This is a genomic window from Mannheimia granulomatis (assembly GCF_013377255.1).
Classification (GTDB): domain Bacteria; phylum Pseudomonadota; class Gammaproteobacteria; order Enterobacterales; family Pasteurellaceae; genus Mannheimia; species Mannheimia granulomatis.
In genome coordinates, this window is sequence record NZ_CP016614.1 from 370,001 (window position 1) to 382,390 (window position 12,390).

Below are 12,390 nucleotides of genomic sequence, written 5' to 3' on the forward strand. Positions count from 1 at the left end.
GACAGCTAGGATGTTGGCTTAGAAGCAGCCATCATTTAAAGAAAGCGTAATAGCTCACTAGTCGAGTCGGCCTGCGCGGAAGATGTAACGGGGCTAAAATATAGCACCGAAGCTGCGGCATCAGTCGAAAGACTGTTGGGTAGGGGAGCGTTCTGTAAGCGGAAGAAGGTGAATCGAGAGGTTTGCTGGACGTATCAGAAGTGCGAATGCTGACATAAGTAACGATAAAACGAGTGAAAAACTCGTTCGCCGGAAGACCAAGGGTTCCTGTCCAACGTTAATCGGGGCAGGGTGAGTCGGCCCCTAAGGCGAGGCTGAAAAGCGTAGTCGATGGGAAACGGGTTAATATTCCCGTACTTGGTGTAATTGCGATGTGGGGACGGAGAAGGTTAGGTTATCAGGGTGTTGGAAATCCCTGTTTAAGCCGGTAGGTGTGAAGACTAGGCAAATCCGGTCTTCTTTAACGCCGAGAAGTGATGACGAGGCTCTACGGAGCTGAAGTAACCGATACCACGCTTCCAGGAAAAGCCACTAAGCTTCAGGTTACACTAAACCGTACTATAAACCGACACAGGTGGTCAGGTAGAGAATACTCAGGCGCTTGAGAGAACTCGGGTGAAGGAACTAGGCAAAATAGCACCGTAACTTCGGGAGAAGGTGCGCCGGCGTAGATTGTAGTGTCTTGCACACGAAGGTTGAACCGGTCGAAGATACCAGCTGGCTGCAACTGTTTATTAAAAACACAGCACTCTGCAAACACGAAAGTGGACGTATAGGGTGTGATGCCTGCCCGGTGCTGGAAGGTTAATTGATGGTGTTATCGAAAGAGAAGCTCCTGATCGAAGCCCCAGTAAACGGCGGCCGTAACTATAACGGTCCTAAGGTAGCGAAATTCCTTGTCGGGTAAGTTCCGACCTGCACGAATGGCATAATGATGGCCAGGCTGTCTCCACCCGAGACTCAGTGAAATTGAAATCGCCGTGAAGATGCGGTGTACCCGCGGCTAGACGGAAAGACCCCGTGAACCTTTACTATAGCTTGACACTGAACATTGAATTTTGATGTGTAGGATAGGTGGGAGCCTTTGAAGCATGAACGCTAGTTTGTGTGGAGGCGTCCTTGAAATACCACCCTTTAACGTTTGATGTTCTAACGAGGCGCCCTAATCGGGTGTTCGGACAGTGTCTGGTGGGTAGTTTGACTGGGGCGGTCTCCTCCCAAAGAGTAACGGAGGAGCACGAAGGTTTGCTAATCACGGTCGGACATCGTGAGGTTAGTGCAATGGTATAAGCAAGCTTAACTGCGAGACAGACAAGTCGAGCAGGTGCGAAAGCAGGTCATAGTGATCCGGTGGTTCTGAATGGAAGGGCCATCGCTCAACGGATAAAAGGTACTCCGGGGATAACAGGCTGATACCGCCCAAGAGTTCATATCGACGGCGGTGTTTGGCACCTCGATGTCGGCTCATCACATCCTGGGGCTGAAGTAGGTCCCAAGGGTATGGCTGTTCGCCATTTAAAGTGGTACGCGAGCTGGGTTTAGAACGTCGTGAGACAGTTCGGTCCCTATCTGCCGTGGGCGTTGGAGAATTGAGAGGGGCTGCTCCTAGTACGAGAGGACCGGAGTGGACGCACCCCTGGTGTTCCGGTTGTGTCGCCAGACGCATTGCCGGGTAGCTAAGTGCGGAAGAGATAAGTGCTGAAAGCATCTAAGCACGAAACTTGCCTTGAGATGAGTTCTCCCCGACTATAAGTTGGTAAGGGTTGTTTAAGACTAAGACGTAGATAGGTAGGGTGTGTAAGCGGTGTGAGCCGTTGAGCTAACCTATACTAATTGCCCGAGAGGCTTAACTATACAACGCTCAAGTGTTTTTGACAGAAAGCGAAGAAACTAAACAAAAGAAACTAAACAAATCAACTCAGAATAAACAGCTTGTTTCGAATTAAAGGCAAAAGCCGAAGAAAGTAAAGAACAAACAAAACAATTTAGAAAGACAAAAGTAAAGACGAAGAAAGTCTGAATCATCGAAGATTTTCCTGATGTCGATAGTGCTGTGGTGCCACCTGAATCCATACCGAACTCAGAAGTGAAACGCAGTGACGCCGATGGTAGTGTGTGGATTCCGCATGTGAGAGTAGGGCAACATCAGGGCATTATTCAGCCGAGAGGCAAATAAGTAAAATCGACCCCAAGCTTAGCGATAGGCTTGGGGTTTTTGTTTTGAGGGATGTTTTTGGATTTTGTAAAATTATCATGAAAATAGACCGCTTGTATTCATTTCTTAACCACAAGCGGTCTGTTTTTAAGAAAAATCTGCAACTATTCTTTTTTTATGCCGGTAATGCGGCACCATTTGTCATTAAAAAGCTAATACGCCCTCTGTAATGGTTTCTAGTTAGTTAGCAGAGGATAATATTTATATTTTAGCTTCAATAAGTGTGACCAATGCTTTGATATGATCACCGTTAGCGTTAAGAGCAGGAATGTAACGGTAGGATTTCCCCCCTGCTTTTTCAAAGTTCTCTCGGTTTTCTTCAGCAATTTCCTCTAAAGTTTCTAAGCAGTCCGCTGAGAAGCCAGGGCAAACAACAGCGACTTTTTTAATTCCTTGTTCAGGAAAGCCTTCTAAGGTTTCATCTGTATAAGGTTTTAGCCACTCTTCATCACCAAAGCGAGATTGGAAAGATAAATGCCATCTTTCTCTTGGCAATCCAAGTTTTTCTGTAACTAATTCGGCAGTTTCATAGCAATGTTTTGAGTAAAAATCGCCTTCCGCTTCATAGCGTTTGGGAATACCGTGGAATGAAAATAATAGCAATTCATCTTCTTCGATTTGAATAGAATTAGCTAAGGCTTCAATATAGAGAGGATCGTTATGGTAACTATGGATAAACTCAAATGGGACGATTTTACGTTGGGCTTTTAAGCCATTGGCAAAAGCATCAAATACAGAAGCAGTAGTTGTGCTGCTATACTGCGGATAGAGTGGCAATACGATAATTCTCTCGACCCCTTGTTTGATTAAGTTATCTGTAGCACTTTCTATGCTCGGATTACCATAAGACATACCTAATTCAACCACCACATTCTTCCTTTTTGCATCAAAATTGCGTTGAACTGCTCTTTGTTGCTCACGAGAAATAGCCAATAATGGAGAGCCTTGATTGCTCCAGACAGATTTATAGAGCTTAGCTACTTTAGGAGAGCGTCTTGGTAACACGATGAAATTTAAGATAGTCTGCCATTTGAGTTTAGGTAAATCAATAACTCGAGGATCGCTTAAAAATTGTTTTAAATAACGTTTAACCGCTGGGGTTGTTGGTTCATCAGGCGTACCTAAGTTTGCAAGTAAAATACCGATTTTTTGTTGATTCATGTTTACTCTCAAGAACAAGAAAATGGAATAGTTACCGGAATTATGCCATAAAGAGATTTAAAATTCTGCGAAAATATGCCTCTTATTGCAAGCGGTTAAAATTTCCAAAAAGTTTACAAAATGTGATTTGATGTTAGATTCATCCTTGCTTTTTGTTTTGTTTACCTGTAGAATTGCAACTCTTTTTATGGTCCTTGTTTGGCAGAAATAATTTTGTATGCCAACTCTTTAAATTTTAGGTAGATAGTAATGAAACGTACATTTCAACCATCAGTATTAAAACGTGCTCGTACTCACGGTTTCCGTGCTCGTATGGCTACTAAAAACGGTCGTCAAGTGTTAGCACGTCGTCGTGCTAAAGGTCGTAAATCTTTATCTGCATAATTTGCAGTAAAGAAAAGCAAACCTCTCTTTTTAGATAAGAGTGAATAAGCTAACTTTTTCTCGGGAGCTACGTCTGTTAGCTCCCGTTCAATTTAAGGCTGTGTTTGAAGATCCTCTTCGAGCCAGCACTCCTCAAATGACACTTCTCGCTAGAGCTAATGCTTTGCAGAATCCCCGTCTGGGCTTGACTGTTGCTAAAAAACATTTAAAAAGGGCTCATGATCGCAACCGTATTAAACGAATTGTACGTGAAAGTTTTCGTTTAAAACAACATGAATTGCCTCATTTTGATTTCGTGTTTGTTGCAAAAGGTGGAATCGGTAAGCTAGACAATGCAACTCTTTTTGAAACACTTGAAAAACTATGGGCAAGACACATTCGCCTGAGCAAAAAGCCGGCTCAGACCAATCAGTAGATGAAGCGAATCATGTAAGTTTATTGGCAAGAATACTATTGTTGCCAATTTACTTTTATCGCTATGCTATTAGCCCATTAATTGGACCTCGTTGTCGCTTTTATCCAACCTGTTCTACCTATGCTGTGGAGGCGATTAAAATTCACGGTGCAATCAAAGGTAGTTATTTAGCCTTGAGGCGTATTTTACGTTGTAATCCGATGAGCGAAGGAGGAGAAGATCCTGTTCCACCTCTTTGTGGATGCTATAAAAATAAAAAACAGCCTAAATAGCGATTATTTAGGCTGTTTTTGTTTAAAACAAGCGGTCAAATTTGACGGTTTTTTTGCTAATTAAATACTAAATGAAGAACCGCATCCGCAGGTTGAGCTAGCATTGGGATTGTTCACGACAAAACGTGAGCCTTCTAAGCCTTCAGTATAATCTACAGTACCTCCAATCAAATATTGTAAGCTCATTGGGTCAACCACTAAGCCGACATTTTGATTTTCAATAGTTAAATCACCATCATTTACCTGATCATCAAAGGTAAAGCCATATTGGAAGCCACTACAGCCACCGCCCGTAATATAAACACGCAAGCGAAGATTTGGGTTCTCTTCGCCTTCAATTAAGCTTTTCACTTTACGTGCAGCTGCATCGGTAAAAGTTAAAGGAATCTGGATATCACTCATTTTGTTTTAGATCAAATTTCTACTATAGTTCAATATTATCTAATAATTATTCTATAAGTGCAATCTTAAAAGAGAGTAAAGAAATTACACTAGGAGTGTATCTCGTGTATAATGGCAGGCTGGAAATTGGTTAAATTCAGAGGAAACTATGAGAGATTCACTAAAAGCAACCCAACAACCGGCTGATGAAATTGATTTAATGGAAATTTTCCGTATTTTATGGAATAAAAAATTATGGATTATTTTCACGACATTTATTACAACTGTTTTAGCCGGAGTATATGCTTTTACTGCTAAAGAACAATGGACGTCGAAAGCAACGGTTATTGTACCTAAATTAACGGAATTAGGTGATTATTTGAATATTCGCAGAGAATATAACCGAATTTTACGTGTGGAACCTATTGATCCAAATGCTTTATCTGCAAGTTTGTTTAATAATTTTAACCGATTGGCACAATCTCAAGATACTAAAAATGAATTTTTTGTAAATTCTAATGTTTATAAGAAGCTAGCTGAAGGGAAAGATGAACAAGGGCAGCGTACTGTTTTATTTAATTTAAGTAATGAAAGTACAAGCTTTATTATTCCTGATTCAAAGAAAGAGCCTAATGCAATAGGACGTACAATATCTTTTTCTGCGGAAACGCCAGTAGAAGCACAAGATACGTTAGGTGAATTGGTTAAATTTATTAGTAACAAAGCGTTTAGCGTTGAATTAGAAGACTTTTTGGTTGATTTCCAAAATGTATTAGCTGCATTAAATTATGAAAAATCTCTTATTCAAGAGGATTTATCAGTAAATAAAGCTGTACAGCTAGAAAACTTAAATAAAGCCTATGAAACCGCGCAAAAGGCGGGAATTAAAGAATATTCAAAAGTTTTTAATGAAGCGAATCCGTCAAATATTGCAACGGTTCTAACTGATACTAAGATTCCTCTTTCAGATTCAAAACTAGCAGACAGTTCCTATTTATTCATGCTAGGGGAAAAATACTTAAAGGCACAAATTGACGTAGCAAATGAGAAAGGTGTTGTTTATCCCCCTCGCTATTACCAAATTGATTACCAGCTGAAACAATTAGAGCCTTTATTTGAAAAAACGAAAATAGCTAAGGCAGATACTTATAGTTATCAAGCATCGCCGGATTATCCGGTTAATAAAGATAAGCCTAAAAGAGTATTGATTCTATTAATTGGAACTTTCATTGGTTTGATGATTTCTTGTTTGTCAATTATCCTAACTAATTATCTGCTTGTGAGTAAATTTAAATGAATTTGATTATTTGTTATACTCCATTACAAGTGAAAATAGCTGAATATATTGTAAAAAAATACTCAGCAGAAAAGTTTTTTGGGGTTTTTCTAGGTTCTGAGAAAAATGATAAGATAACTTTTTATTTTGATAAAATGTCTTCTTTTTGTGAGAAATCAATTTATATTGATATTAGTGTTGAAACTAATAAATTAGGATATCTTTTTAGTTTAATAAGTTTTCCAAAAAATTATTTATCTATATCTTTTTTTGAAAAGGTTTTTTTGGCTAATGTTAATTCTTTATGGATACAAAAAATACTTTCTAATATAACTTTTGAAGAATTATATACATTCGATGATGGTCTAGGAAATATCATTAAAAATCCACCTATTTTAGTTGAGAAATGGCTGAGTAGGAAGATAATTAATTGTATAATTCGTAACTCTTATTCAGTTAAAAAGTTATTAAAAATAAATAAAAAACATTTTACTATTTATCCAAAGTATAAAAACATTATTTCTAATGTAGAAACACTAAACATTTTTTCTGATAGAGACCCATCTGATTTACCTTCGACTACTAAAGATGAAATAAGTATACTAATAGGTCAGCCTATTTTTGCTGATAAAGATAGGAATATCTCATTGATTAATAAGGTATTTTCTATGTTTAATATAGATTTTTATTATCCTCATCCAAGAGAATATTATCATTTGAGTAATATAGAATATATCTATTCTAAAATGATTTTTGAAGATTATATTTCTGAGTTACTTCTCTATAAAAGTAAAATTATTGTATATACCTTTTTTAGCTCTGTTGCACTTAATATAGCTAATTTTGAGGGGGTTGAAGTACGTATAATAAAGTTGAGTATAAGTGAAAATCGTGATGATATTACTAATGCATATAGGCTATTTGAAGAGTTAGGGATTGATACATATAGTGAAATAGAAATCTAATTTATTAGCTTAAGGTTTTTGTATGATTTATTTTTTTTCTGTTTTTAATTTTGTTTTCCCTATATTAGGATTATATTGGGGCGGGCTTTATTTCTTTTTATCACGTAATCTTAATGAGAATCATATAAAGATATTTTTCTTTAACTTATCCTATTCATTAGCAATGGTAGCATTTTTATATAATAGAACTAACGAAACTGGGGATATATATCATTATTTTTTGTTTTTTAATGAAATAAAAGATCTAAATACTCTGTCTTTATTGTATAATGAATATACATCTTATTATTATAGCTGGGTATCACTTTTAAAGATATTATCTTACTTAGAATTTGATTTTAACTTTATTAATTTTATCTGTGTTTTTATAATTTATTATAGTTGTTTTAGTGTTATTATACATATATATTCTGAATATAAGGATATTCATACACTAAAGATAATTGTATTTAAGATATTGACTATGATAAGTATAATTACTATAGTTTCCTCCTATAGAAATATTCTTGCATTTTCTGTGACTTTTCTAGGAGTGTCTTTTATTCTAAAAAATAACCTTTTCAAAGGGGCGGGGCTATGTGTAATTGGAGTTGGATTTCATCCTAGTGCAATAATTATTATAGTGTGTTTAGGGATTTCTCGTTTCTTTAAATTTAGGAAAGTATACCTGTATGTGTTCTCTTTAATTGGTATTTTCCCTTTTTTACTAATATCTATTCTTTCTTTAGTAAATATTCCTTTTTTGGATAATAAAATAAATGAATATATTTATGGTCAGTGGGCAAGCTATAAATTCGAGTCAAATATAGAGTATATTGTTGTAATAGCAATTTATTCTTTTATTTTTTTTATTTTCTTTTCTGTTACTAAGTTTGATTATAATTATTTTCGGACTAGATATAGTAGTCGGATTCTTAATTTTATACTTTTCTATTTTGCTATTTCATTGATCTTTATTCAATTTAAAACTCTATCTGATAGATTTATGTTTAGTGCAGGAGGAATATTGTTAATTTCACTTTCTTATTTTATTTTTTATTCCAGAGTCCTTTATAGAAGGAATTTGTTGAATTTTATTCTTTTATTTATTTGGTTTTTATATATTGATTCACAATTGATTCATTTTTCGCAAAAATCCTATGTGATAGGTAATGGTTTTCCATATAATTTCATTTATTCTCCTTTATTTCAAAGCCTATTATAGACTGGAGCTTCTATTATGAATAAGAAAATTTCTGTTTTAATGAGTACATATAATGAACCCGTAGAATGGGTTGAGGAATCAATTAAATCAATATTGAATCAGACATATACTAATATAGAATTAATTGTTATATGTGATAATCCCAGTAATAAAGATATAGTTAATTTATTAAATTTAATAAAGGAGGAAGATAATAGAGTTGTTTTACATTTTAATGAAGGAAATAAGGGGCTGATCTATTCATTAAATAAAGCTATAGACTTATCCTCTGGTGAATATATAGCAAGAATGGATGCTGATGATATATCTTTACCTACTAGATTATCAGAGCAAATTTTATATTTAGAAGAAAATCATTTAGACTTATGTGGTTGTAATGCTTTGTTTTTTTCTGAAAATGGTAACCTTGGTATTACAAATAAACTGAATAGCCATGAGGCTTTAGAAAAACTTATGGTGGCTGGTGATATTGGAATAATTCATCCTACTTTTTTAGCAAGGAGAAAAGTATTTGTTGAATCTAGAGGGTATAATCCCTTAGCTTTACATGCTGAAGATATGGAGTTTGTTGCTCGTATTTTATCAATGGGATTTAGATTAGGAAATAATCCTAAGGTATTATTTAAATATAGATTTTCTACAAATAGTGTTACTAGAAGAAATGCTTTTCATTTATATACCACAATAAGTAATATAAATAAAGCATATAAGAGTTTTAAGAATGGAAACGATTATATGTTTTTTAATTCAATGAAATTGAATAAAAGAAAAGAAGAAAGATATTCTATGAATAAAATTTTAATGACTGAGGCTAGAGAAGAGCTAGTTAAGAAAAATTACTTTGGCTTCTTATATAAGATTATATTTTCTTTTATTTACTCTCCAAAACTTTTTTATCATACTATAAAAATAAAGTATATAGTTCATAAATTGAAAAAGCAGGAAAAGTAGTTGTGACGTTTTCGATACTAATATCTTTGTACTACAAAGAAAAACCGGCTTATTTAGAGATGTGTTTAGATTCTTTAGCATCCCAAACTTTGCCGGCAAATGAAATCGTAGTGGTCTTTGATGGCAGAATTCCTGAAGACTTAGAGAAAATAGTGCAAAAATTTGCTGAAAAATTACCGCTTGTCGTTGTTCGTTTACCACAAAATATAGGGTTAGGACGTGCATTAAATGAAGGATTAAAGCATTGTTCTAATGAGTGGGTATTGCGAATGGATACGGACGATATTTGTTTGTCTGAGCGTTTTGAAAAACAGCTTGCTTTTATTCGTAATAATCCTGATGTTGTTTTGTTTAGTGGCCAAGTTGAGGAGTTTGATGAAACTATGTCAAATACTCTTGGTATTAAGAGTGTGCCTATTACTTGTGAGGAAATTTATTCTTCTGCTTTATTAAGGAACCCATTTAATCATATGGCGGTAGCTTATAAAAAATCGGTAATTGAAAAAGTGGGGGGGTATCAACATCACCTTTATATGGAAGATTATAATCTTTGGCTAAGAGTGATTGCAGGGAAATATAAAGTGTATAATTTACCTGATATCCTAGTGAAGGTAAGAAGCGGAACGTCGATGTATGCCCGCCGCAAAGGACTTGATTATATTAAAAGTGAATACCAATTAGCACAATTAAAAAGGCAGTTGAAATTACAATCTGTAGGTATTTCTACTATTTATTTTATAATCAGAGCATTGCCTCGATTATTGCCTAGGTCCTTATTAGGAATGATTTATAAGAAATTAAGAAAAGGATAGTTTATGGAAATTTATAAAAAGAAACGCCATTCTCGTTGGTACGAAAGACTATTTTTTAGTACAACTGTGCAAAGTATTTTAGGGATTTTTTTCTCGAGCTTATTGCCTGCATTTTATTTTTGGGGCGATAAATTTAATTTAATTGATACTCGCTCTAATACCATTATTGCTACATCTTTAGCTTTTGTAATGATTGCCATTAGTTTGAGGGTGTTAATGAAGTATCCCGGTAATAAATCGGCTAGTTTTGTATTTTCTACCGTAATTTCGTGGTATTTTATTGTACTGATGGCATTAACATTATTCCGTTTAGACTATTCAAATATGTTGTTAGGGGCAAGTTTTATCTTAACAATGTTATTTTGCTTTATTGGCTATTTTGTATCAAGAAGTTGGATTGTGCCTAAAATCGCCTATATTTCGCTTGGTCAAGCAGAGAATTTGAACCAAATTCAAAATGTAGAATGGATTGAGTTAATTGAGCCAGAATTGGGAGAGAAGAGAATAAATGCGATTGCTGTCGATCTTCATTCTTCGGATTTGTCTGGAGATTGGCAAAAGTTCTTAGCACAATGTACCTTAAATGGTATTCCTGTGTACAACGTCCGTCAATTACGGGAGTCCTTAACAGGACGCGTTAAGATTCATCATATGTATGAAAATGATTTGGGCTCATTACTACCTTCTCCAATTTATTCTCTAATAAAACGTATAATTGATATTTCTCTTATTGTGCTGACATTCCCAATTACACTTCCTATTATGGCAATTACGGCGATTGCTATTCGCTTAGAAAGCGAGGGTGGAGCAATGTTTATTCAAAATCGAGTTGGACAAGGTGGTAAAGAGTTCCGTATCTATAAATTTAGAAGTATGTGTAAAGATTCTGAAAAAGATGGTGCACAATTTGCTTCAAGCGGTGATATGCGTGTTACTCGTATCGGTAAGTTTATTCGAAAAACTCGAATTGATGAGTTACCACAGTTCTTTAATGTATTGAAGGGTGATATGAGTTTAATTGGTCCACGCCCCGAACAGAAAGCCTTTGTTGATAAATTCGAGGAAGAAATTCCATTCTATAATTATCGCCATATCGTGAAGCCAGGAATTTCTGGATGGGCGCAAGTGGTGCATGGGTATGCTGCTGATGTCGATGATACTCGAGTTAAAGTTGAACATGACTTCTATTACATTAAAAACTTTTCTCTGTGGCTAGATATTTTAATTATTTTTAAAACATTAAAAACGATGCTAACAGGATTTGGGGCAAGATAATCTTTTTATATTGATATTAGAGAAGATATGAAAACAATTTTGATAACAGGTGGAGCCGGCTTTATCGGCTCCGTTCTTATTCGCTATCTTATCTCTGATACCTCGCATACAGTTATCAATGTGGATAAATTAACCTATGCTGCTAATTTATCATCTTTGTCTGCAGTGGAGTGGAGTTCGCGCTACTATTTTGAACACGCTGATATTTGTGCAAGCGGTCAAATTTCTGAGATTTTTTGCAAATACCAACCCGATGCTGTTATGCATTTAGCAGCAGAAAGTCATGTGGATCGTTCTATTACTGGTCCGGCTGATTTTATTCAAACCAACATTGTTGGAACTTATATTTTATTAGAAGCTGCTCATGAATATTGGATGAACTTGCCGGAAACTAGAAAATTAGCCTTTCGCTTTCATCACATTTCAACCGATGAGGTATTTGGTGATTTGCCATTAACGGTTGAATTATCCAAAGAAAATTCTCCTTATGCTCCTAGCAGTCCTTATTCGGCCTCTAAGGCTTCGGCAGATCATTTAGTCCGTGCATGGTATAGAACCTATGGTGTACCGACGATGATTACTCACTGTTCGAATAATTTTGGGCCTTATCAACATCCTGAGAAATTGATCCCACTTATGATTTCAAATGCATTACAGGGAAAGCCTTTGCCGATTTATGGTAATGGTTTACAAATTCGCGATTGGATTTTTGTTGAAGATCATGTTAGGGCTTTATATCAAGTTTTAACTCAAGGTAGGGTGGGAGAAACTTATAATATCGGCTCTCACCAAGAAAAAACAAATATTGAGGTGGTAAGTGCGATTTGTGATTTATTGGAAGAGCTTGTGCCTAATAAACCCGAAAATGTTAAATATTACGCAGATTTAATTACTTATGTGCAAGATCGCCCGGGTCATGATACTCGTTATGCGATCGACTCTTCAAAAATTCAAAAAGAGTTAGGCTGGCAGCCGCAAGAAACTTTTGAGAGTGGGCTCCGTAAAACAGTGGAATGGTATTTAGAGAATCCAAATTTTTGGAAAGTATAAAAGGCAGAAATTATTTCTGCCTTTTCGTT

General features: G+C 35.5%; 12 protein-coding genes and 2 rRNA genes (1 of these 14 running past the window's edge). 12 read left to right on the plus strand and 2 right to left on the minus strand.

Annotated elements, in window-relative coordinates; all coding sequences use genetic code 11:
- Together A6B41_RS01690 and rrf are read left to right on the plus strand one after the other, a co-directional pair.
- Window positions 1-1,854 (plus strand): 23S ribosomal RNA (locus A6B41_RS01690); it begins 1,048 nt to the left of the window's first position.
- A 181-nt stretch (window positions 1,855-2,035) separates the two neighbouring features.
- Window positions 2,036-2,151 (plus strand): 5S ribosomal RNA (rrf, locus tag A6B41_RS01695).
- Window positions 2,152-2,416: 265 nt separating this feature from the next.
- Here the strand turns inward: rrf and hemH are convergent.
- Window positions 2,417-3,376 carry a ferrochelatase gene (hemH, locus tag A6B41_RS01700; RefSeq protein WP_027073841.1) on the minus strand — a complete coding sequence of 320 codons (960 nt, stop codon included), beginning with the start codon at window positions 3,374-3,376 and terminating at the stop codon, window positions 2,417-2,419.
- Between the two features lie 249 nt (window positions 3,377-3,625).
- Between hemH and rpmH the strand changes: the two genes are divergently transcribed.
- The 3 genes from rpmH to yidD are packed head-to-tail and all read left to right on the plus strand — an operon-like array spanning window position 3,626 to window position 4,447.
- Window positions 3,626-3,760 carry a 50S ribosomal protein L34 gene (gene rpmH / locus A6B41_RS01705; protein WP_005599701.1) on the plus strand — a complete coding sequence of 45 codons (135 nt, stop codon included), beginning with the start codon at window positions 3,626-3,628 and terminating at the stop codon, window positions 3,758-3,760.
- Between the two features lie 40 nt (window positions 3,761-3,800).
- Window positions 3,801-4,175 (plus strand): ribonuclease P protein component, encoded by a 375-nt coding sequence (gene rnpA, locus A6B41_RS01710; RefSeq protein WP_080686620.1) that lies wholly within the window; start codon window positions 3,801-3,803, stop codon window positions 4,173-4,175.
- Window positions 4,124-4,447 (plus strand): membrane protein insertion efficiency factor YidD, encoded by a 324-nt coding sequence (yidD, locus tag A6B41_RS01715; protein ID WP_084493739.1) that lies wholly within the window; start codon window positions 4,124-4,126, stop codon window positions 4,445-4,447. Before rnpA ends, yidD begins: the two co-directional genes overlap by 52 nt.
- Before the next feature lie 60 nt (window positions 4,448-4,507).
- Here yidD and erpA read toward each other — a convergent pair whose 3' ends face one another.
- Window positions 4,508-4,849, minus strand: coding sequence for an iron-sulfur cluster insertion protein ErpA (gene erpA, locus A6B41_RS01720; protein ID WP_027073838.1), 342 nt, complete (start codon window positions 4,847-4,849; stop codon window positions 4,508-4,510).
- A gap of 148 nt (window positions 4,850-4,997) precedes the next feature.
- Here erpA and A6B41_RS01725 point away from each other — a divergent pair, with 148 nt between their 5' ends.
- The 7 genes from A6B41_RS01725 to rfbB all read left to right on the plus strand — a co-directional run bounded on the left by A6B41_RS01725 (window position 4,998) and on the right by rfbB (window position 12,361).
- Complete coding sequence (locus A6B41_RS01725; protein WP_027073837.1) at window positions 4,998-6,125, plus strand: LPS O-antigen chain length determinant protein WzzB; 1,128 nt, start codon at window positions 4,998-5,000, stop codon at window positions 6,123-6,125.
- Complete coding sequence (locus A6B41_RS01730) at window positions 6,122-7,069, plus strand: glycosyltransferase family 52 (protein ID WP_027073836.1); 948 nt, start codon at window positions 6,122-6,124, stop codon at window positions 7,067-7,069. The genes A6B41_RS01725 and A6B41_RS01730 overlap by 4 nt, the downstream gene beginning before the upstream one ends.
- Before the next feature lie 163 nt (window positions 7,070-7,232).
- Window positions 7,233-8,273 (plus strand): EpsG family protein, encoded by a 1,041-nt coding sequence (locus tag A6B41_RS01735; protein ID WP_237052505.1) that lies wholly within the window; start codon window positions 7,233-7,235, stop codon window positions 8,271-8,273.
- Window positions 8,274-8,288: 15 nt separating this feature from the next.
- Window positions 8,289-9,224: a glycosyltransferase family 2 protein gene (locus A6B41_RS01740; RefSeq protein WP_027073834.1), complete on the plus strand. Its 936-nt coding sequence runs from the start codon at window positions 8,289-8,291 to the stop codon at window positions 9,222-9,224.
- 2 nt (window positions 9,225-9,226) lie between these two features.
- A complete protein-coding gene (locus A6B41_RS01745; protein WP_027073833.1) occupies window positions 9,227-10,036 on the plus strand; it encodes a glycosyltransferase in 810 nt (269 codons plus the stop codon).
- A 3-nt stretch (window positions 10,037-10,039) separates the two neighbouring features.
- Entirely contained in the window at window positions 10,040-11,311 is a 1,272-nt protein-coding gene (locus tag A6B41_RS01750; RefSeq protein WP_027073832.1) for a sugar transferase, read from the plus strand.
- Window positions 11,312-11,338: 27 nt separating this feature from the next.
- Complete coding sequence (gene rfbB / locus A6B41_RS01755; RefSeq protein WP_027073831.1) at window positions 11,339-12,361, plus strand: dTDP-glucose 4,6-dehydratase; 1,023 nt, start codon at window positions 11,339-11,341, stop codon at window positions 12,359-12,361.
- Window positions 12,362-12,390: the final 29 nt, after the last annotated feature.